At 73.1% G+C, this 21207-nt stretch carries 17 protein-coding genes; 7 read left to right on the top strand and 10 right to left on the bottom strand.

Annotated features, from left to right (window positions below; all coding sequences use genetic code 11):
• Nucleotide 1 precedes the first annotated feature (1 nt).
• Genes ACYF6T_RS16800 through ACYF6T_RS16810 form a run of 3 tightly spaced genes read left to right on the top strand, consistent with a single transcriptional unit; the run spans nt 2 to nt 2894 of the window.
• Complete coding sequence (locus tag ACYF6T_RS16800) at nt 2-1147, top strand: glycosyltransferase (protein WP_461697198.1); 1146 nt, start codon at nt 2-4, stop codon at nt 1145-1147.
• A complete protein-coding gene (locus tag ACYF6T_RS16805) occupies nt 1144-1800 on the top strand; it encodes a YveK family protein (protein WP_461697199.1) in 657 nt (218 codons plus the stop codon). The genes ACYF6T_RS16800 and ACYF6T_RS16805 overlap by 4 nt, the downstream gene beginning before the upstream one ends.
• On the top strand, nt 1797-2894 hold the full coding sequence (locus tag ACYF6T_RS16810) for a GNAT family N-acetyltransferase (protein ID WP_461697201.1): 1098 nt from the start codon (nt 1797-1799) through the stop codon (nt 2892-2894). The genes ACYF6T_RS16805 and ACYF6T_RS16810 overlap by 4 nt, the downstream gene beginning before the upstream one ends.
• Nucleotides 2895-2916: 22 nt before the next feature.
• Here the strand turns inward: ACYF6T_RS16810 and ACYF6T_RS16815 are convergent, their stop codons facing one another.
• Entirely contained in the window at nt 2917-4245 is a 1329-nt protein-coding gene (locus ACYF6T_RS16815; RefSeq protein ID WP_461697203.1) for a glycoside hydrolase family 26 protein, read from the bottom strand.
• Nucleotides 4246-4387: 142 nt separating this feature from the next.
• Here ACYF6T_RS16815 and ACYF6T_RS16820 point away from each other — a divergent pair, with 142 nt between their 5' ends.
• Together ACYF6T_RS16820 and ACYF6T_RS16825 are read left to right on the top strand one after the other, a co-directional pair.
• Nucleotides 4388-5740: a carboxylate--amine ligase gene (locus tag ACYF6T_RS16820; protein ID WP_461697205.1), complete on the top strand. Its 1353-nt coding sequence runs from the start codon at nt 4388-4390 to the stop codon at nt 5738-5740.
• The gene (locus tag ACYF6T_RS16825) at nt 5740-7026 is read left to right on the top strand and encodes an FAD-dependent oxidoreductase (RefSeq protein ID WP_461697207.1); all 1287 of its coding nucleotides are present in this window, start codon (nt 5740-5742) and stop codon (nt 7024-7026) included. The genes ACYF6T_RS16820 and ACYF6T_RS16825 overlap by 1 nt, the downstream gene beginning before the upstream one ends.
• A 56-nt stretch (nt 7027-7082) precedes the next feature.
• Here ACYF6T_RS16825 and ACYF6T_RS16830 read toward each other — a convergent pair whose 3' ends face one another.
• From ACYF6T_RS16830 to ACYF6T_RS16840, 3 genes are all read right to left on the bottom strand, one after another.
• Nucleotides 7083-7901, bottom strand: a complete 819-nt coding sequence (locus ACYF6T_RS16830) for a chaplin family protein (RefSeq protein ID WP_461697209.1) — start codon at nt 7899-7901, stop codon at nt 7083-7085.
• A 107-nt stretch (nt 7902-8008) separates the two neighbouring features.
• Nucleotides 8009-8236 (bottom strand): chaplin, encoded by a 228-nt coding sequence (locus ACYF6T_RS16835; RefSeq protein ID WP_461697211.1) that lies wholly within the window; start codon nt 8234-8236, stop codon nt 8009-8011.
• 264 nt (nt 8237-8500) lie between these two features.
• The gene (locus ACYF6T_RS16840; protein ID WP_461697213.1) at nt 8501-8893 is read right to left on the bottom strand and encodes a rodlin; all 393 of its coding nucleotides are present in this window, start codon (nt 8891-8893) and stop codon (nt 8501-8503) included.
• Nucleotides 8894-9143: 250 nt separating this feature from the next.
• Between ACYF6T_RS16840 and ACYF6T_RS16845 the strand changes: the two genes are divergently transcribed.
• Nucleotides 9144-9545: a rodlin gene (locus ACYF6T_RS16845; protein ID WP_461697214.1), complete on the top strand. Its 402-nt coding sequence runs from the start codon at nt 9144-9146 to the stop codon at nt 9543-9545.
• Between the two features lie 58 nt (nt 9546-9603).
• Here ACYF6T_RS16845 and ACYF6T_RS16850 read toward each other — a convergent pair whose 3' ends face one another.
• The 5 genes from ACYF6T_RS16850 to ACYF6T_RS16870 all read right to left on the bottom strand — a co-directional run bounded on the left by ACYF6T_RS16850 (nt 9604) and on the right by ACYF6T_RS16870 (nt 18475).
• Nucleotides 9604-11523 carry an AMP-dependent synthetase/ligase gene (locus tag ACYF6T_RS16850; protein ID WP_461697216.1) on the bottom strand — a complete coding sequence of 640 codons (1920 nt, stop codon included), beginning with the start codon at nt 11521-11523 and terminating at the stop codon, nt 9604-9606.
• Nucleotides 11524-11621: 98 nt separating this feature from the next.
• Nucleotides 11622-13190 (bottom strand): vWA domain-containing protein, encoded by a 1569-nt coding sequence (locus ACYF6T_RS16855; protein ID WP_461697217.1) that lies wholly within the window; start codon nt 13188-13190, stop codon nt 11622-11624.
• Nucleotides 13191-13362: 172 nt separating this feature from the next.
• On the bottom strand, nt 13363-14226 hold the full coding sequence (locus tag ACYF6T_RS16860) for an ABC transporter permease (RefSeq protein WP_461697218.1): 864 nt from the start codon (nt 14224-14226) through the stop codon (nt 13363-13365).
• Nucleotides 14223-16964 (bottom strand): CocE/NonD family hydrolase, encoded by a 2742-nt coding sequence (locus tag ACYF6T_RS16865; RefSeq protein ID WP_461697220.1) that lies wholly within the window; start codon nt 16962-16964, stop codon nt 14223-14225. Before ACYF6T_RS16865 ends, ACYF6T_RS16860 begins: the two co-directional genes overlap by 4 nt.
• 110 nt (nt 16965-17074) lie before the next feature.
• Nucleotides 17075-18475, bottom strand: coding sequence for an APC family permease (locus tag ACYF6T_RS16870; RefSeq protein WP_461697221.1), 1401 nt, complete (start codon nt 18473-18475; stop codon nt 17075-17077).
• A gap of 307 nt (nt 18476-18782) precedes the next feature.
• Here ACYF6T_RS16870 and ACYF6T_RS16875 point away from each other — a divergent pair, with 307 nt between their 5' ends.
• Entirely contained in the window at nt 18783-19625 is an 843-nt protein-coding gene (locus ACYF6T_RS16875) for a hypothetical protein (RefSeq protein ID WP_461697222.1), read from the top strand.
• A 65-nt stretch (nt 19626-19690) separates the two neighbouring features.
• On the opposite strand, the gene mmsA is transcribed toward ACYF6T_RS16875, so the two are convergent.
• A complete protein-coding gene (gene mmsA, locus ACYF6T_RS16880; protein ID WP_461697224.1) occupies nt 19691-21193 on the bottom strand; it encodes a CoA-acylating methylmalonate-semialdehyde dehydrogenase in 1503 nt (500 codons plus the stop codon).
• Between the last annotated feature and the right edge of the window lie 14 nt (nt 21194-21207).

A 21207-nucleotide genomic window follows, 5' to 3' on the forward strand; every position in this document is an offset into this window, starting at 1 on the left:
CATGCGGGCCCTGCACGTCATCACCGGCCTCGGCGTGGGCGGAGCCGAGCAGCAACTGCGGCTGCTGCTGCGCCACTTGCCGGTGGACTGCGACGTCGTGACGCTGACCAACCCGGGCCCGGTCGCCGACGGGCTGGTCGCGGACGGCGTGCGGGTCACCCACCTCGGCATGGCCGGCAACCGGGACCTGGGCGCCCTGCCCCGCCTGGTCCGGCTGATCCGCCGGGGCCGCTACGACCTCGTGCACACCCACCTCTACCGGGCCTGCGTCTACGGGCGGCTGGCCGCGCGGCTCGCGGGGGTGCGGGCGGTCGTCGCCACCGAACACTCCCTCGGCGACTCGCAGATGGAGGGGCGCCGGCTCACCGCGGGCGTCCGTGCGCTGTACCTGGCCAGCGAGCGGCTCGGCCGGGCCACCGTCGCCGTCTCCCCCACGGTCGCCGACCGGCTCGCGCGCTGGGGGGTGCCCGCCCCGCGCATCGAGGTCGTCCCCAACGGCATCGACCTGGACCGCTTCCGCTTCGACCCGGTCCGGCGGCTGCGCACCCGGCAGCGGCTGGGCCTGCCCGAGGACGCCTACGTCGTCGGCGGCATCGGCCGGCTCACCGGCGGCAAGCGGTTCGACGTCCTCGTCCGCGCCCTCGCCCGGCTGCCCTCGGACTACTGGCTGCTGCTGGTCGGCGGCGGACCCGAGGAGCACGTGCTGCGACGCACCGCGCACGAGGCCGGGGTCGCCGACCGCGTCCTGTTCGCCGGCGAGCGCCCCTACGTCCCCGACGGCTCCGCCGGCCCCGACCTGCCGTCGCTCACCTTCGCGATGGACCTGCTCGCCTCGCCGTCCCCGGAGGAGGCCTTCGGCCTGGCCGTCGTGGAGGCCCTCGCCTCCGGGCTGCCCGTCCGCTACGCCTGCTGCCCGGCGGTCGAGGACCTCCCCGCGCGCACCGCGCCGGACGCGCGCCGGGTGCCGGGTGACGTCGGGGCGTTCGCCGCGGCCCTGGCCGCGGCCCGGGCCGAGGGGCCGCGTCCGCGCACGGCGTCCGAGGCCGCCCGCCACTACAGCATCACCCGCAGCGCCGCGCGGCTCATGGACGTCTACGCGGCGGCCCACTCCTCGTCCCCGTCACCTCACGGAGTCAGTTCCTCATGACCGACAACCCCAGCGGCGCCCGCCGCACGTCCCCCGCCCGCAGCCGGGTCCGGTCGCTGCCGGCCTGGTCCCTGCTGGCGGCCGGCGTCGTCGCCGGCGGCCTGATCGGCGGCACGTACGGCCTGGTCAGGACGCCGACGTACACGGCCACGAGCTATGTCGTCGCGGTGCCGACCGCGAAGTCCGACGCGGCGACCGCGCTCGGTTTCGCGCAGGCCTACGGCCGGGTGGCCACGCAGCTCGCGGTGCTCGGGGACGCCCAGGTGTGGGCGGGGGTGCCGGTGCGGACGCTGAAGTCGAGCGTGCAGGCGGCGACGTCGCCGGACGCGCCGATGGTGGCGATCACGGCGACCTCCTCGCGCCCCGACCTCGCCGCCGACATGGCCGACGCCGTCTCCCGGGCGCTGACCCGGCACGCCAACGACGCCAAGGCCGACACCGACGTCGAGCTGCGCCAGTTCGCCCGCGCCGTGCCGCCCACCGAGCCGTCCTCGGCGTCGGCGGCGGTGACGGGGCTGGTGGGCGCGAGCGCGGGCGGCCTGCTGGGCGGCCTGGCCCTGCTGGTGCGGCCCCGGCGGGCCACGGAGGCGCCCGGGCGGCCGGCCTCGGTGCCGGGCCCGGCCACCGCCGCCGATGTGCACGGACAGCTGTGAAGTACTCCGTGGAGGTCGTCACCGAGGAGAGCGCCTTCGGGCAACTGGCCCCGGAATGGGGGAGGCTGTACCGCAGGTGCGCGGCGGCGACCCCGTTCCAGAGCCACGCCTGGCTGCACTCGTGGTGGCTGTCCTACGGCCGGCCCGGCCGGCTGCGCCTGCTGCTGGTCCGCGACGGCCGCGACCTCGTCGCCGCCGCTCCGCTGATGCGGGTACGGCGACCGGTGCCGGCGCTGGTGCCGCTCGGGGGGGCGATCTCCGACTACGGGGACGTCCTGCTGGACGACGAGCGCGGCGAGGCGGCGGTGAGCGCGCTGACCGAAGGGCTCTACGCGGCGGCCCGCACCGCGCTGATCGACCTGCGCGAGGTGCGGCCCGGGGGCGCCGCCGAAGAGGTCTACGACCACTGGTGCGGCCCGCGGCGCCGGGTGAGCGACTCGCTGTGCCTGGAGCTGCCCGCCGTACCGATGGACGACCTGGTCGCCCGCCTGCCGTCGGCGAAGGCCCAGCGGGTGCGCGCCAAGCTGCGCAAGCTGGCCGCGCTCGGCGTGGAGCGGCACGTCGTCGCGCCGGACGAGGTGGACAAGGCGCTGCACCGGCTCGTCGAACTGCACCGGCTGCAGTGGGAGGGACGGAAGGTGACGGGCGAGCACCTGCGCCCCCGCTTCCGCGAGCACCTGGTGCGGTCGGTGGGGTCGATGGTGCGCTCCGGGGACGCGGTGGTCACCGAGTTCCGGCTGGCGGACGACGTGGTGGCCGTCGACCTGACCCTGCTGTCCCGGCGGCTGGCCGGCGGCTACCTCTACGGTGCCCATCCGTGCCTGCGCCAGCGCAAGGCGGACGTGGCGGTCATGCTGCTCGACGCGTGCGCCGAGCACGCCCGCGCGGGCGAACGCGAGACGCTGAGCCTGCTGCGCGGCGACGAGCCGTACAAGCACCACTGGCGGCCCCAGCCGGTGGGCAACCAGCGGCTGCTGCTGGCCCGGCGGCGCACCGCCCCGCTGCTGTCGGCGGCCCTGTGCGACGTGGCCGCCCGGCGGCGGGGCAAGGAACTGGTGCGACGGTGGAGGGAGCGCGGTGGCGACGGGCCGTGACCGACCCGCCGCCGGCCCGGGGTCACCGGGAGCGCGACCACCAGTCGAGGCGCACGCACAGCTTCCCGCCGAGCCAGTACTCGACCCAGTCGCCGAGGTCCAGCGGCGAACAGCCCGGCGCGGGAGTGGGCGTGGGCATGGGCACCGGTGTGGGCGTGGGCCTGGGCGTCGGGGTGGGGGTCGGCGTGGTGGGCGCGGGCGGCTCCTCGGTGCGGCCGAAGAGCACGGACCGGTAGACCTGCGACGACCGGGGGTTGTCGGCGCACTGCCAGACGCCGTGCGGGCAGTAGTCGGTCAGCGTGTTGTACAGCGGCTTGTGCGCGTCCATCCACGCGAGCATGCCCTGCATGTACGCGGAATTGTCGCCGTTGCGGAAGAGCCCCCATTCCGGATAGGAAACGGGCTTTCCGTGCGCCTTGGCGAAGTCCACCTGTTCCTGGAGCCCGTACGGCTCTTTCACCTGCTGCTCGAACGACAGTCCGCGCGGCTGGTCGTACGCGTCCATTCCGATGATGTCGACGGTGTCGTCACCGGGATAGCAGCGGGTCCAGGGAACGGCGTCCCGGCCGCGGCTCGGCGCGAAGTCGAAACGGAACTTCTGGCCCGGCACCGCGCGCATGGTGGTGACGATCCTGTTCCAGTACGCCTTCCAGGCCTCCGGGTCGGGACCGCAGCGATGGGTGTAGGTGGTGCCGTTCATCTCCCAGCCGAGCACGATGACGGTGTCCGGCACCTTCAGCGCCACCAGCCGCTCGGCGAGCGCGCGGAAGTGGTGGTCGAACTGGCCGGCGGTGCCCCGGCGCAGCAGCAGGCGCACCTCCTCGTCGGAGACGTTGTCCTCGTTGCGCTCCATCATCGGCACGTTGAGGACGAGCATCCGGTCGGCCCGCTGCCGGCGCCAGTCGGCCCACGGGTCGAGGAAGCCGTGCGCGCCCTCGATGTCGGACCAGCGCTCGCCCGGCAGGTAGGTGTGGCCGACGCGCAGCTCGGCGCCGCCCAGCCAGCGGCTGAGGTCGGCGATCCGGGCCACGCCGAGGGCACCGGAGTCGAGGAAGGCGCCGAAGGAGGAGGCGTACGTCTCGGACGGGACGGCGGGACCCGGCGGTTGCGGGGCGGCCGGCGTGGCGGGGGTGCTGGGCGTGGCCGGGACGGTCGGTGTCGTCGGTGTCGTCGGTGTGGCCGGGGCGGTCGGGGTGGCCTGGCCGGTCGTGGCGGTCGGAGCGGGAGGGTCGACGACCCGCGCCGTCCCCGCGGCGAATCCCGGACCCGCCGCCAGGGCGGCCGACGCGGCCGCCGTCACCGCGATGACCGCCGGCCGTCGCAGACGGGCCCGTCGCTGCTGTGCGGACATGCCTGCTCCTTTCTCTCCGATACCTGACACTCAGTCACATCAATATGAAGTCCGCCACCTCATTACGGCTTTCGAGTGCTCCGATCGCCCGCCCGAGTGAAACCACCGCGTGAAACCACCGAGTGAAACCACCCGAAGGAAAATGCCCGTGTCGCTGCTCGACACCCGTGTCCCCGCCGTTCTGCTGCGGATCGACCGGAATCCCTTTCACCACGGCACGCTGGGAGCCGTACGCTCGCTCGGCAGAGCGGGAGTCGAGGTCCACCTGGTCGCGGACGCCACCGGAAGTCCCGTACCGACATCCCGTTTCGTACGGCAGATGCATCCCCCGCCGCCGCCCGGCGCGTCCCTGGGTGAGATCGCCGTCGCGCTGCGCTGGGTCGCCGCCCGGGTCGCGCGTCCCGCCGTCCTGGTCCCGATGGACGACGCGAGCGCCCTCGCGGTGACCCGGATGCGCGCGGAGCTGGCCCCCGCCTACCTGCTGCCGCAGCAGCCGGACACCGTGCCCGAACGCGTCGCCGACAAGGCCGAACTGGCCGCGGTGTGCGCCTCGGTGGGCGTTCCGCACCCGCGGACGGTGATCCCGGAGAGCGCCGCGCACGCGATGAGCGCGGCCCGGGGGCTCGGCCTGCCGGTGGTGGCCAAGTGGAGCCGGCCCTGGCTGGTGCCCCCGGGCAGCGGGCTGCGCAGCACGGTCGTGCTGGGCTCGGCGCGGGAGGCGCGGGAGCTGTACCTGCGCACCGAGGAGGCGGGCAGCCGGCTGCTGCTCCAGGCGTTCCTGCCGCCGGGCGAGGACCGGGACTGGTTCTTCCACGGGTACGCCGACCGGTCCGGGGCCGTACGCGCCGGCGGCCCCGGCGTGAAGTCGCTGGCGTGGCCGCGCGGCGCCGGACTGACGGCGGTCGGCCGCTGGGCGCCCAACCCGAGGGTGCAGGTGCTCGCCGAGCGGCTGATCGGCGCACTGGGCTACCGCGGCATTCTCGACCTCGACTTCCGCCGCTGCGGTGTCACCGGGCACTACCACCTGCTCGACTTCAACCCGCGCCCCGGAGCGCAGTTCCGGCTCTTCACCGACACGGCCGGGCTGGACGTCGTACGCGCCCTGCACCTCGACCTGACCCACCGTCCGCTGCCGGACGGCTCCCCGCTGCCGGGGCGGGAGTTCGTGGTGGAGAACTACGCGCCGCTGACCGCGCTGCGCCCCTGCGCCGCCGGGCGCGAACTGGCCTGGCACGCCCCGGACGACCGCGGGCCCGGGCGGACGATGTGGAGCCTGTGGACGCGCCATGTGGCCCGCCGGCTGCTGGACCGCGTACGCGGGGTGCCACCGGCCGCACCCGCCGATACGTCCGCCGAGATGCCTGCCGACGCGCCCGCAGAGGTGCCCTCCGGCGTTTCCGCCGACGTTTCCGACCTTTCCGACGACGTTTCCGACGACGTTTCCGACGGCGTCTCTGACGACGTCTCTGACGATGAGAAAGCGAGCAGTTGCTGATGTACGACCTGCTGGTGGTGGGCGCCGGTCCCTACGGCCTGTCCATCGCGGCCCACGCCGCGGCCGCCGGGCTGCGGCTGCGCGTCCTGGGCCGGCCCATGGCGTCCTGGCGCGACCACATGCCGCGCGGCATGTTCCTCAAGTCGGAGCCGTGGGCGTCCAACCTCTCCGATCCGTCCGGCCGCCTGCGCCTGGACGCGTACTGCGCGGGCCAGGGGGTGGCGGCGCGGCACGGGGAGCCCATCCCGGTGGAGATGTTCGCCGCGTACGGCCTGTGGTTCGCCCGGCGCGCCGTGCCCGAGGTCGACGAACGCACGGTCACCCGGATGAGCGCCTGTCCCGGCGGCTTCGAGGCGGTCACCGGGGACGGACAGGTCCTGGCCGCCCGTACGGTCGCCCTGGCGGTCGGCGTGACGCCCTTCGCCGAGATCCCGCCGGCCCTGCGCGACCTCCCCCCGTCCCTCGTCTCGCACAGCGTCCACCACCACGACCTCTCCCGCTTCCGCGACCGGGACGTCACGGTCGTCGGCGGCGGCCAGGCGGCGCTGGAGACGGCGGCCCTGCTCGCGGAACAGGGCACCCGCGTACGGGTGTTGGCGCGCGCCGACCGGCTGTCCTGGAACGACGTGCCGCCGCCCTGGCGACGCCCCTGCTGGCAGTCGGCGCGCGCCCCGCACAGCGGGCTGGGCTGCGGCTGGCGCAACTGGTTCTACGCCGAACGCCCCGGGCTGCTGTACCGCCTCCCGGAGCCGACGCGCCTGCGCATCGCCGCGACGGCCCTGAGTCCGGCGGGCGCGTGGTGGGTGCGGGAGCGGGTGGAGCGCGGGGTGGAGGTGCTGCCGGGCCACGAGATCGCGGCGGCGCGGGCGGTGCGCGACGGGGGCGGGAGCGGGGGCGGGGTGCGGCTGGAGGTGGTGCACCGGGCCGGGGGCGTGCGCCGGACCCTGGAGACGGACCACGTCATCGCGGCCACGGGGTTCACGGCCACGCGGGACCGTCTGACCGTCCTCGCCCCCGATCTGCGTGCCGCGCTCACCACGACGGCCTGCGGCTCGCCCCGGGTGACCTCGGCCTTCGAGTCCTCACGACCCGGGCTCTTCCTCGCCGGCCTGATCACCGCACCGGACTTCGGCCCGGCGATGCGCTTCGTGCACGGAGCGGCGTACACGGCGGAGACGCTCGTACGGGGTGTACGGCACCGGCTGCACACCGGCGGGATGGGGGCGGCGATCCCGGCACCGGGGAGGGGCGGGCGCAAGGGGGCGCCGACGGGGACGCGCGGTTGACGTGCGGTGGACCGGGCCGCGGGGTGCCGGACGCTCCCTGTCCGGCACCCTGCGCGCTACCGGCGGGAAGCGGCTCGGCCCCGGCGGTACAGGACGACCCCGCCCACGATCATCGCGGCACTGGCCCCCGAGGTGGCCAGCATGGCCTGGGCACCGGTGTGGGGCAGCTGGGGCGGAGGCGTGTGGCCGCCGCCACCGCCGGGAGGCGGGGTGTGGTCCCCACCGGGAGGCGGGGTGTGGTCCCCACCGGGCGGGGGCGTGTGGTCCCCACCGGGCGGGGGCGTGTGGTCGCCGCCGCCGGGAGGCGGCGTGTGATCCCCACCGGGCGGGGTGCTTCCGCCACCGCCGGGGGGTGGGGTGTGGTCTCCACCGGGAGGCGTGCTCCCGCCACCGCCGGGAGGCGGCGTGTGGTCGCCGCCGCCGGGAGGCGGCGTGTGATCCCCGCCGGGCGGGGGCGTGTGGTCGCCGCCGCCGGGAGGCGGCGTGTGGTCGCCGCCGGGAGGCGTGTGGTCGCCGCTCGGAGGAGGCGTGTGGTCGCCGTATCCGCCGCCGCCGTAGCCGGAGTCGTCGTTGTCCGAGTCGTCGCCGTGGCCCGAGTCGTCGTCGCGCGGTGTGCCGTGCTTGCCGGCATGCGTGTCGCCGGCGCAGGAGTTGCCGAAGGCCGGGTTGAGGGCGGCGGCCACGTCGACGGAGTCACCGCAGGCGTTGAGCGGCACCTCGATCGGCGCCGAGACGCTGTTGCCGGCCGCGACGCCGGGCGAATCCTTGGTTGCCCCGCCCGCCTGCGTGTCGGCGAGGACAGGGCTGCTGCACAGGGACAGAATGCTTGTCGCGGCAGCGGCCGCGACCATTCCCCTGCTCAGGGTCTGTCGCAATCTCGTTGTCCTCCTGCTTGAAGAAGTGGGAAAAGCCGGCCTCGGAACGGAGTGAAGCGGTCCAAGGCCGGCCATGACACAGCCAGTACGGCTGCGGCGTTATGCGGTCAGTCGTTCTCGCACTGGTTGCCGAACGCCGGGTTCAGCGCGCCGATGACGTCGACCGTGTTGCCGCACACGTTGATGGGCACGTGGACCGGAATCTGGATCAGGTTGCCGGAGAGAACACCCGGGGAACCGATCGCGGCGCCCTGGGCACCCGCGTCCGCGAAGGCCGGAGCGGCCACGCCGAAGGCCATGATCACGCCCGCGACGACGGCGGCGGTCTTCTTCATGAGATTTCCCTTCTCTGCGGTCATGCCCCTTTGTCGGCCGATGACCGAGCGAGCACAGCCGGAACGGCTCGCGCCATGACCTGCAGGCTGTAAAACGACAGATAGCCGACGGAGAAACTACGGAACGCGTGGCGCGGCGAAATTCACTCCATTGCCCCGCGCCCTCACACTTTTCCCCGTCGATCGCAATGGAGAGTGGTGTGTTCAAAAACCCCGGGCGGCCCGCGGCGAGAACCGCGGGCCGCCCGGTCAGCCGGAGTCGACTTACTCCTCGCCGTTGGCCGAGAGAACCGAGAGGTCCTCCAGGACGTGCGAGAGCGCACCGTCCCGCTTGGACTGAGTGGAGTTGTCGTCGCACTGCTGGGTCAGCTGGTCCGACAGGATCGGCACGTCCTGGACGTTGACGATCTGCAGAACGCCGACGTTGGTGTCGCTCAGGCCGACGCACGGCTTGTTGAGCGTGCCCTGGACCAGCGAGAGCTGCGGGCTCATGTCACCCTTGGTCGCCGAATTGCCGAACGACGACGTGGCGCCGTTACCGTTTGCGACGGTCGGTCCGTTGTCGTTGCCGATGGCAAGCGCCGTCGGAGCTGCCGCCACCGACATTCCGACGACAGAAGCGGCGGCCGCCGCGGCGGCCATTGCCTTCTTGAGCACTTCGCGTTCCTTTCCTCGTAGCGACGCAATGCCCTACGGCCACATCAACCCGGCTCACGAGGAATGGTTGCGGGGATTCACTCCATTGGCCCTGTCTCAGTCGCTCGGGCCCGGCGAACACCGGCCTTCCGGCGGGCTCGCGGCCGCCGCCGGGTGTCGGCCGTCGGAGTGAATGGGAGAAACCCCTACGGGGCCGGAGAGTTGACCAGAACGCTCCGGTCCCCGGGGCTTCCTCAGAAAGGACTGGCCAGTGATCAAGAAGATTGTTGCCACCGCGGCCATCGCCGCGTCCGCCGTGGGTGCCTCCGCCGCCGCGGCTCCGCAGGCACTCGCGATCGGCAACGACAAGGGCCCGACCGCGGCGAACGGCAACGGCTCCTGGCAGAGCTACGGCAACTCCAGCACCTACGGGAACATGAGCCCGCAGATGGCGCTGATCCAGGGCTCCTTCAACAAGCCCTGCATCGCTGTCAGCGACCTGCCCGTCGGCGTGCTCCAGGTCGTCAACATCCAGGACGTGCCGATCCTGTCCGACCAGCAGACCCAGCAGTGCAACGAGAACTCGACCCAGGCCAAGCGGGACGGCGCGCTGGCGCACCTGCTGGAGGACGTGTCGATCCTGTCGACCAGCGAGGAGTCCTCGGGCCACTGACACCTGTCCTGGCCGAGGCCGGAGGGGCCGCCGACATCTCGGCGGCCCCTTCGGCGTGTCAGCGCTTGTACAGCTCCTCGATCTCGTCCGCGTACGCCGTGAACACCGCGTGCCGTTTGACCTTCAGGGACGGGGTCAGCATCCCGTTCTCCTCGGTGAAGTCCCCCTCGACCAGCGTGAACGCCCGGATGGACTCGGCGCGGGAGACGGCCTCGTTGGCGTAGTCGACGGCCTTCTGGACCTCGGCGCGCATCCGCGGGTCCCGGATCACCTCGGCCATCGGGGTGTCGGCGGGCAGCTTGCGGACCGCCAGCCAGTGGGCGACAGCGTCGGGGTCGAGGGCGATCAGGGCGGCGACGAAGGGCCGGTTGTCGCCGACGACGACGCACTGGCCGACGGGCGGGCGGCTGCGCATCCGGTCCTCCAGGACCGCCGGGGAGACGTTCTTGCCGCCGGAGGTGACGAGGATGTCCTTCTTGCGGCCGGTGATGCTGAGATAGCCGTCCTCGTCGAGGGCGCCGAGGTCGCCGGTGGCGAACCACCCGTCCCGCAGCACGGCGTCGCTGGCGGCCGGGTTGTTCCAGTACGACCCGAAGACGACCCCGCCCTTGACGAGCACCTCCCCGTCGTCGGCGATACGGACCGCGGTGCCCGGCACCGGGAGGCCGACGGTGCCGGGGCGGGGCCGGAGCGGGGGCACGATGGTGGCGGCGGCGCTGGTCTCGGTCAGGCCGTAGCCCTCGTAGACGATGATCCCGGCGGCGTAGAAGAACAGGTTGAGGTTGCGGTCGAGCGGGGAGCCGCCGCTGATGGCGTAGCGCATCCGGCCGCCGAGCTCCTTGCGGACGCGGCGGTAGACCAGCAGGTCGTACAGGGCCCAGGCGGCGTAGAGGCCGGGGCCGGGGCCCTTGCCGGTGCCGAGGAACTTGTTCAGGTACGCCTGCCCGAAGCGCACCCCGATGCGGTCCGCGCGGTCGAACGAGGCGCCGCGGCCGATCTTCTCGGCGGTCGCGCGGCCCGTGTCGTGGATCTTCTCGAAGAGGTAGGGGACGCCGACCAGGAAGGTCGGGCGGAACTCCTTGAGCGCGGGGCGGAGTTCGTCGGGCTTGATGCTCGGGCAGTGGCCGATCTCGATGCGGGCCATCAGACAGGCGATCTGCAGGGTGCGGCCGAGGATGTGGGCGAGCGGGAGGAAGAGCAGGGTCGAGGCGACCTGCCCGGTGACCTCCTTGAAGATGGGGTGCAGCAGCTCGACCGTGTTGGCGGCCTCGGCGTGCAGGTTGGCGTGGGTGAGGACACAGCCCTTGGGCCGGCCGGTGGTGCCGGAGGTGTAGCAGATGGTCGCGACGGTGCCGGGGGTGAGGGCGCTGCGACGCTTGGCGACCTCCTCGTCGGGCAGGTCGCGGCCGAGGAGGGTGAGGTCGGCGAGCGCGTCCGCGTCCAACTGCCAGACTCTGGGCGCGGGTTGGTGGCCGGCGGTGGCCGTCGTCACCGTGGCCGCGTGCTCGGCGGTCTCCACGACGACGTGCCGGGCGCCCGAGTCGCGGACGATCCACTCGACCTGGTCGGCCGAGGAGGTGGCGTAGACGGGGACGACCTGGCCGCCGGCCGCCCAGATCGCGAAGTCCAGGACGGTCCACTCGTAGCGGGTCCGGGACATCACCGCGACCCGGCCGCCCGGTTCGAGGCCGGCCGCGATCAACCCCTTGGCCACGGCGGTGACTTCACGGGCGAAGGCGGCCGCGGTGACCGGGCGCCAGGCGCCGTTCTCCCTGCGGCGCAGGATCACCGCGTCGGGGGCCTCGGCCGCGTTGGTGTAGGGCAGGTCGGCGGTGCTGCCCGTGGTGGGGGCGGCCGCCAGCGGGGCGGTGCGGGCCTCGCGCACCGTGCCGTGCTCGTCCCGCACGAGCTCGACGCGGGTGCGGGAGGCCAGGTCGGTGCGTTGCCTGGCCCGCTTCAGATCCTTGCGTACGCCCATGGCGGCTCCCCGGCTCGTTCTGACTGGGCAGTCAACTTACTCGGGAGTAAGGAAAGGTCAAGGGGGCCGGTTCATTTCCCCGCGGCTTCCTCACGAGGTCACTTCATGAGGCTCGCCTCGTCGATGCCGGCGGCGAGCTGCCGTACGGCCGCGTCCTCGGTCCGGTCGGCCAGCCGGTGCGTGTGGTCGCCGAGTTCGTCGAGGCCGCAGTTGCCGGGGAGGGTGCCGGAACGCTCCGGCGTGCGCAGGCTGTCGGCGAAGTAGGCGGCCACCGCGTCGACCTGGAGGCTGGTCGGCGCGCTCCACAGGTCGTCGTGCAGGGCGCCGGTCTCCAGCTGGCCGGACTCCTCGTGCGGGGCGCGGCTGTCCGGGTCCAGCCAGCGCACGCTGGCCGTGGCGAGGTGGCCGTCGGCGCCGGGCCGGGTGCGCACCGCGTACAGCGCGGTGACGGTGTGGCCGGGGCCGACCTCGCCGCCGTCGACGTCGTCGTCACGGAAGTCCTCGTCGGCGACCTTGCGGTCGTCGTAGCCGACGAGGTGGAACTCGGCGACCGTCTCGGGGTCGAAGGCGACCTGGGCCTTGGCGTCGCGGGCGCTGAGGTCGATGTTCTGCGGGAGCTGGTCGACGAACACCGTGCGGGCGTCGGCCTCGTCGCCCACGTACGCCGTGTGGCCGTCGCCCTTGTCGGCGAGGCGTTCCATGAGGGCGTCGCCGTAGTCGCTGCCGACGCCGACGCCGAAGAGGGTGATGCCGTGGTCGCGCCGCTCGCGCGCGACGCGTTCGAGGATGGAGTCGGCGTCGGTGTCACCGGTGTTGGCGAGGCCGTCGGAGACCAGCACGACCCGGTTGGTGGCGCCCTCGCGCAGGCCCTCGGCGGCGGTGGCGTACCCGGTCTCCACGCCCGCGCCGAGGTTGGTGGAGGCGTCGGTGTCCAGGCCGTCGACGGCGTGGTGGACCGTGCCGCGGTGGCCGCCGAGGCGGGTCATCGGCAGGACGGTCCTGGCCTTGTCGCTGAAGGTGACGAGGGCCACCGAGTCGTCGTCGCGCAGCCGGTCGGTCATCTCGCCGAGGGACTGGCGGGCCAGGTCCAGGCGGCCCGGTTCGCTCATGGAGCCCGAGACGTCGATGACGAAGGTGAGGGCGGCCGGCGGGCGGTCCTCGGTGTCCGCGGCGCGGGTGGCGAGGCCGACGCGGACCAGGGACCAGCCGGCCCGGTCGGTGCGGGCGCCGTCGACGGTGACCGTGAAGCCGTTGCCGTCGGGGCGCGGGTAGTCCTGGCGGAAGCTGTTGACGAACTCCTCGGGGCGGACCTCGGAGGGGCTGGGCAGCCGGCCTTCGTCGAGGACGCGGCGGGTGTAGCCGTAGGAGGCGGTGTCGACGTCGAGGGCGAAGGTGGAGAGGTAGTCGGTGCCGGGGGTGCGTTCGGTCCCGTCCAGGGTCGCCCCGGTCCGGTCGGGGGCGGGGGCGGGGAGGCCGGCGGACTTGTTCGCGCCGTCCGAGGCGCCGTTGCCGCTCTCGCCCGCGCTGCACGCCGTCAGCAGCAGGCCGCCCGCCGCGGTGAGCGCGAGCAGGGCGGCGGGCAGCCGTCGCGCGGGCGGGCGCGGTGTGCGCCGACGCGGCCCGCGCGGGCGCGGCGTGCCCGGCCGTGGTGTTGGATACCGCTCCATCTTCCGTGCCCCCTCGGTCAGTTGACCGGCCCGTTGACCGGCCCGTCGACGTCGTCCGTCTGCGACTGTGACGGCGCCGGGCGCCGGAACGTGCGGCACGGGGAGTTGCGGATGGATATCGACCCGGCCACGATCATGGCCGGCCGTAACCGGTGGGTGATCCTCCGTTGACCTAGGAGACGACGTCTTTGCCCGCGAAACCGCGGAAGGCCAGGGCGAACAGCACGAGCGCGTACGTTATGGACAGGGCCGTGCCCTGGATCATGCCGGACCACTCGGCGTGCGGCTGGACGGCGTCCACCCAGGAGAACTGCCAGTGCGCGGGCAGGAAGTCGCGCCAGTGGCCGAGGGCCGTCACGGCGTCCAGGACGTTGCCGACGATGGTCAGGCCGACGGCGCCGCCGACCGCGCCGAGCGGGGCGTCGGTCTTCGTCGACAGCCAGAACGCCAGGGCCGCGGTGACCAGTTGGGACACGAAGATGTACGCCACCGCCACGGCCAGCCGCTGGGCCGCCGTCCCGGTCGCCAGCGTGCCGCCGGTGGGGATCTGCAGCGGGCCCCAGCCGTAGGCGGCCGTGCCGACGGCCAGCGCGACCAGCGGCAGCAGGATCATCGCCGCCAGGCTGAGACCCAGCCCGACGACGAGCTTGGACCACAGCAGGCGGGCGCGTGGCACGGGCGCCGCCAGCAGATAGCGCAGCGAGGACCAGCTCGCCTCCGAGGCGACGGTGTCCCCGCAGAACAGGGCGACCGGGATGACGAGCAGGAAGCCGGCGGAGACGAAGAGGTTGACGGCGGCGAAGTTGGCGCCGGACGCGGTGGCCGTGTCCATCAGCGTCACCTGGTTGCCGCGGCCGCCCGGGTCGCCGCCGATCGCGAACGCGATCAGCAGCACGAAGGGCAGGGCGGCGAGGATGCCGCCCATGACCAGCGTCCGGCGCCGCTTGAGCTGACGCACGAGCTCGACCCGCAGGGGCAGGGTGTGGCCCGCCTTGTATCCGGAGGCGGTCTCGGTGCGCTCGGCGAGCGTGCTCATGCGGAACCCCCGATCAGGGTGAGGAAGGCGTCCTCCAGGCGGCGGTGGGGGCCGAGGGAGGTGACGGGGACTTCCAGACGGACCAGTTCGACGAGGAGACGGGCGGCAGGGGCGGTGTCGCCGGGCGAGGGTGCGACGGCAGGTGTGGTGCCGGCCGGCGCGCCGTCCCGGCCGGTCGCGCGGTTCCCCGCGTCCCTGAGCGGCGCGGCCGCCAGCCGCACCAGGAGGCCGCCGTCGGCGCGGGTCGCCGTCTCGACGCCTGGCAGGGCCGCCACCTTCTCCAGCATCGGGTCCGTGATCTCCGCCGCGAGGCCGACCAGGAGCGTGTCGCCGGAGCCGGTGATCTCGCCCACCGGGCCCGCCTGGACCAGCCGGCCGCGGTCCATGACCACCAGGTGGGTGCAGGACTGTTCGACCTCGGCGAGGAGGTGGCTGGAGACGATGACCGTGCGGCCCGCGGCGGCGTAGCGGATCATCACCTCGCGCATCTCGCGGATCTGGGGCGGGTCGAGGCCGTTGGTCGGTTCGTCGAGGATGAGCAGGTCGGGCAGGCCCAGCATGGCCTGGGCGATGGCCAGGCGCTGGCGCATGCCCTGGGAGTAGGTGCGCACGGCACGGGCGAGCGCGTCGCCGAGTCCGGCGATCTCCAGGGCCTCGTCCAGGTGCGCGTCCTCGGGCGGGCGGCCGGTCGCCTGCCAGTACAGCTCCAGGTTCTCGCGCCCGGAGAGGTGCGGGAGGAAGCCCGCGCCCTCCACGAAGGCGCCGACGCGGGAGAGGACCGGCGCGCCGGGGCGGACGGCGTGGCCGAAGACGCGGATCTCGCCGCCGTCCGGCTTGATCAGGCCCATCAGCATGCGCAGGGTGGTCGTCTTGCCCGCGCCGTTGGGCCCGAGGAGGCCGAGCACCTGGCCCTTCTCGACGCGGAAGGACACGTCCCGGACCGCGTACCGGTCGGCCGAGCCGGCGTACCGCTTGCTCAGGCCGGTGATCTGGAGCGGGACGTCGGCGAGTTCGGGGTCGGGTGGCGGGGCGGCGGTGGTGCGGCGGCGACTGGTCAGCAGCAGGGCCAGGGCGATCACGGCGCCGGCCGCCGGCAGCCACCACACCCAGGACGGCAGCGGGGCCGCCGCGGTGGTCACGCCCGGTGCCGTCGGCACCTCCAGGTCGCCCTTGAGGGAGACGGTGTACGTCGCCGGGGCGGTCGGCGAGGCGTAGCCGAGGTCGGTGGAGGCGAGGACCAGGCGCAGGCGGTGGCCCTGCTCGATCTCGTGGTCGATCGCCGGGAGGGTGAGGGTGACGTCCTTGCCCGCCCTGGCGCCCTCGACCCGGACGGGCGTGACGAGCTGGGAGGGCAGGACGGGTGTGCCGCCGCCCGGTGCGACGTCGTACACCTTGGCGAACAGCACGGCGTCGTCGCTGGTGGAGCGCACGTGGACGGTGACCGTCGGCGATCCGGTGATGCGCAGGCCGCTGCGCACCGGCGCCGACTCGAACTGCGCGTACTGGCCGGGGAAGTCCAGCGACACGCCGACGCCGAGCGAGGACAGCTGGGCGAGGCCGCCGGAGCCGCCGAGGCCGGGCAGGGCGGAGACGCCGGGCGGGGTGGCGCCGGGCGGGTTGGCGAAGCTCTGCTCGGTGCCGGTCAGGGCGATCGGCTTCCGGCCGCTCGCCAGGCCCGGGTAGGTGTCGTCGCTCGCGCCGCGCAGCTGGGCGGCGCCGTCCGTGGAGTCCACTCCCCCGGTGCGGGTGACGCGGAAGGCGGGGCCGGTGTCGGTGCCCTTGTCGTCCTTGAGGTAGCGGTCGAACCACGCGCGCGTGCGGGCCTCGACGCGGCTGGTCTCCAGGTCGCCGCCGTCGTGCCCGCCGGCGATCCAGTCGACGTCGACGGGGGCGCCGTTGGCCTTGATCGCCTTCGCGGCGGCGTCCGCCTGGCCGAGGGGGAAGAGGGAGTCCGTCTGGCCCTGCGTCAGGAGCGTGGGCACCTTGATGCGGTCGGCGACGGCGGACGGCGAGCGGGCCTCCAGGAGGGCGCGGGCCTCGGCGTCCGGCGTGCCCGACTCCGCGACCCGCTCGTACATCCGGCACAGCCGCGGCTCGAACTTGGCGCAGCCGCCGCCGGTGTTGACGAAGATGCCGGCCCACAGCTTCTTGAAGACGCCGTCGGGGAAGAGGGCGTCGGCGAGGTTCCAGTACGTGATGGAGGGGGCGATGGCGTCCACGCGGTGGTCGTAGGCGGCCGCGAGGAGGGAGATCGCGCCGCCGTAGGAGGCGCCCGCGACGCCCACGCGCGGGTCGCCGGCCTTGTCGAGCCGGACCTGGGGCTGCCGGGCCAGCCAGTCGATGAGGTGGGAGACGTCGGCGACCTCGCCCTTGGGGTCGTTCAGCCCGATCCGGCCGGTGGAGTGGCCGAAGCCGCGGGCGGACCAGGTCAGGACCGCGTAGCCGTCTCTGGCCAGGTCCTCGGCCTCCTGGCGGACGTCGTCCTTGCTGCCGCCGAAGCCGTGGGCGAGCAGGACCGCGGGACGGCGGCCCGCCGCGCCCGAGGTGAAGTACGAGGTGTCGATGCGCACGCCGTCCATCGCCATGACCCGGTCGGTCCGGCGCACCGCGGCCTTCTCGTCCGAGGCGACGGCCGTCCACGTTCCCGCGCCCGCGAGTACGACGACGGCGGCCCCGGCGGCCAGGAGCCGTCGGGGCCGCCGCAGCAGCCCTCGCAGTGCGGGCAGTCGAAGATCCATGCCTCCCACGGTACGGGGCGGCTGTGACACCCGGAGCAGCCCCGGGGCTGAACGTTCCGCCCTACCAGGGGCGTAGGGGTTCACCCCGCGTACCGCAGGTGCGGTACCGGCTACGCCCGGGCGTCCTCCGGGAGCGACACCAGCCAGCGGGTGTCGCGGCGCGGGCGCAGGTACAGCGCCCAGTACAGGGTCGCCGCCGCGGTGATGCCGCCCGTCCACAGCAGGTAACCGGTCTCCTGCTGGGTCAGGATGTACGCCAGGACCGCGATCAGCAGGACCGGCACCGCGGGCCACAGGGGCATGCGCCAGGCCGGGGTGTGCTGGTGGTGGCCCCGGCGGGAGAGCAGGGCGGCGACGGCGACCAGGAGGTACATGCCCGTCACCGAGACGCCCGTCACGCCGTACAGGGTGTCGAGGTTGACGAAGCAGAGCAGGGCGCCGGGGACGCCGACGGCGAGGGTGGCGACCCAGGGGGAGCCGAAGCGGCCGAGCTTGGAGAAGACGGTGTTGACCGGCTCGGGCCACGCCTTGTCGCGGGCCGAGGCGAACAGGACACGGGAGTTCTGGATGACCATGACGATGCCCGCGTTGACGATCGCGAGGGCCACGCAGAGGCTGACGAAGGTGCCGACCGCCGAGTTGGACCAGGCGGTGACCATGCTGCTGATGTCGCCGCCGGTCAGGGCGGACAGGTCGGAGGCGCCCAGGGTGATCGCGACGACCGGGACCAGGATGATCACGGAGGAGATGGCGAGGGTGGCCAGGACCGTGCGGGCCACGTTGCGCCGCGGGTGCTCCAGTTCCTCGGAGAGGTAGACGGCGGTCGAGAAGCCCTGGGTGACGAAGAGGGCGATCGCGAGGCCGGAGACGACCAGCATGGCCGTCACGGTGTCGGTGTGCCCGTCGGCGCCCGCGACCCGCATCGACAGCAGGCTGCCGGCGCCGCGCTCGCTGTGGGCGAAGCCCAGGACGGCCACCACGGCCGCCGCGATGACCTCCAGGACCAGGAAGACGCCGGTGATCCAGGCGTTGGCGCGCAGGTCGAGCAGGCCCGCGAGGGTGGCGAGCAGCATGACGCCGGCGCCGGTCATGGCGGGGTCGAGGTGGACGATCGGGGCGAGGTAGTCGGCCGTGCCCATGGCGATCACCGGCGGCACGATCATCACGACCAGCAGGGACAGCACGAAGACCAGCCAGCCCGCGAGGCGGCCCGCCAGCGTCGAGACCATGGCGTACTCGCCGCCGGCGCTGGGGATGAGGGTGCCCAGCTCGGAGTAGCAGAACGCCACGGCGATACAGAGGAGGGAGCCGATGGCGATCGTCAGGGCGGTGGCGGTGCCCAGCGAGCCGAACAGGTCCGGGACGACCACGAAGAGCGTGGAGGCCGGGGTGACGCAGGAGAGGGTGAGGAGGGTCCCGCCGACGACCCCGATGGAACGCTTGAGCGTCTGGGGGCCGCTGGCCGATGCCTCTGGGACGGCGGTGTCGGCAGGGCGGAGCGTGTCGGTCATGAAGCGGTTTCCGATCGACTGGTGCGGGTGCCTCCGGCGGCTGGGGAGTGGCTGCATGGAACCCCGACGAAAACCGGCACGTCAATACCTGTTTACCTACGGAATCCGTAGATCCGAAGGGCTCTGAGCCCCGAAACCAGCACTCCGCTCCGGTGGTTGTCCGGCATTGGGCCATACGGGAATCGCAGCGCCGGCGTCAAAAAAACGTCAGGACGCCCGGAATCCGGACTGTCAGTATGTGCCGCTAGAGTCTTCGATCACGGAACTCACAGTCGAATCACAGCATCACAGCTATGGGTGGGGACACATGAAGCTGAGGTACACCGCTGCCTGGGTGGGGCTGACGACGGCGGCGATGATGACGGCCTCCGCGTGCGGCGCGGACGGCGCGAAGACGGCCGCCAAGGCCGTGGACAACGCCGACCGGATCATGGCGGCGCTGGCGAAGGCGACCGACCGGACCGAGCAGGTCGGTTCGGCCGAGGTCAGGATGAACACCGACATGGGCACGGGCACGCCGATCGCCATGAACGGCACCTACTCCTGGGGCCACGGACTGGCCTTCGACGTCGACATGGACACCAAGGCCGCGCAGATGCAGCAACTGCACGCCTCCCCGACGACCCGGGTGCTGTTCGTGGACGGCGCCTACTACTACGACGTCGACCCCCAGGCATCCGGCCCGCTCAAGGGCAAGGAGTGGATGCGGATCGACGCCTCCGCGATCTTCGGCGACAAGGGCGCGCAGGCGTTCAGCGGCACCAGCGGCGGGGGCAACCCGGCGGACTCCATGAAGGCGCTGAAGTACGCGAACGACGTCGACGACCTCGGCAAGGAGACCGTCGACGGCAAGAGCACCACCCACTACCGGGCCGTCCTCGACAAGGCGCACATGGGCAGGTTCAAGGACGCCTACACCGGCCAGGACAGCGTCATGAACTCGGTCACCGGCGGTGCCGACTCGATGACCATGGACATCTGGGTCGGTCCCGGCAACCTGCCGGTCCGCCTGAAGGAGCAGCTCGGCACGGTGACCGTGACCATGGACTTCGAGAAGTTCGGCCAGACGGCCACCGTCACGGCCCCGCCCGCCGGCCAGACCGCCGACCTCACCGAGGAGATCAGGCAGTCCCGCGAGCAGCAGGGCTGACTCCGCACGGACACGGCGGTGCCCCGCCTCCGCGGTCGCGGCTGCGGGGCACCGGCCCGGGCGCGTCAGTGGTTGCGCGGGAAGCCCAGGTCGACGCCCGCCGGGGCCTCGGACGGGTCCGGCCAGCGGGTGGTGACGACCTTGCCGCGGGTGTAGAAGTGCGTGCCGTCGTTGCCGTAGATGTGGTGGTCGCCGAAGAGCGAGTCCTTCCAGCCGCCGAAGCTGTGGTAGCCGACGGGGACCGGGATCGGCACGTTGACGCCGACCATCCCGGCCTCGATCTCCAGCTGGAAGCGGCGGGCGGCGCCGCCGTCCCGGGTGAAGATCGCGGTGCCGTTGCCGAAGGGCGAGGCGTTGATGAGCGCGACGCCCTCCTCGTACGTCTCGGCGCGCAGCACGCACAGGACGGGGCCGAAGATCTCGTCCCGGTACGCCTTGGCGCTGGTCGGCACCTTGTCGAGCAGCGAGATGCCGATCCAGTGGCCGTTCTCGTAGCCGTCGACCGTGTAGCCGGTGCCGTCGAGCACGACCTCGGCGCCCTCGGCGGCGGCGCCGGCGACGTAGGAGGCCACCTTGTCGCGGTGGGCGGCGGTGATCAGCGGGCCCATCTCGCTGGCCGGGTCGTTGCCCGGACCGATCTTGATCTTCTCGGCGCGCTCGCGGATCTTCTCCACCAGCGTGTCGCCGACCGAGCCGACCGCGACGACCGCGGAGATCGCCATGCAGCGCTCGCCGGCCGAGCCGTAGGCGGCGGAGACGGCGGCGTCGGCCGCCGCGTCCAGGTCGGCGTCCGGCAGCACCAGCATGTGGTTCTTGGCGCCGCCCAGGGCCTGCACGCGCTTGCCGTGGGCGGAGGCGGTGGTGTGGATGTAGCGGGCGATGGGGGTGGAGCCGACGAAGGAGACCGCCTTGACGTCCGGGTGCTCCAGCAGGCGGTCGACGGCCACCTTGTCGCCGTGCACGACGTTGAAGACGCCGTCCGGCAGACCGGCCTCGGCCAGCAGCTCGGCCAGCTTGACCGAGGCGGACGGGTCCTTCTCGCTCGGCTTGAGCACGAAGGTGTTGCCGCAGGCGATGGCGATCGGGAACATCCACATCGGGACCATCGCCGGGAAGTTGAACGGCGTGATGCCGGCGACCACACCGAGCGGCTGGCGGATGGAGGAGACGTCCACACGGCTCGCGACCTGCGTGGACAGCTCGCCCTTGAGCTGCACGTTGATGCCGCACGCGAGGTCGACGATCTCCAGGCCGCGGGCCACCTCGCCGAGGGCGTCGGAGTGCACCTTGCCGTGCTCGGCGGTGATCAGCTCGGCGATCGCGTCCCGGTTGGCGTCCAGCAGCGCGCGGAAGCGGAAGAGGATCTCCGTGCGCTTGGCCAGCGAGGACTGGCCCCAGCTCAGGTACGCCTCCTTGGCGGCGGCGACCGCCGCGTCCACCTCGTCGACCGTGGCGAACGCGACCTTCGTGGTGACCTCGCCGGTCGCCGGATCCGTGACCGGTCCGTACGTGCCCGAGGCGCCCTCGGCGGTCTTGCCGCCGATCCAGTGGTTGACGATCTTCGTCATGACCGGTTACTCCT

Source organism: Streptomyces sp. 7R007, from assembly GCF_054850255.1.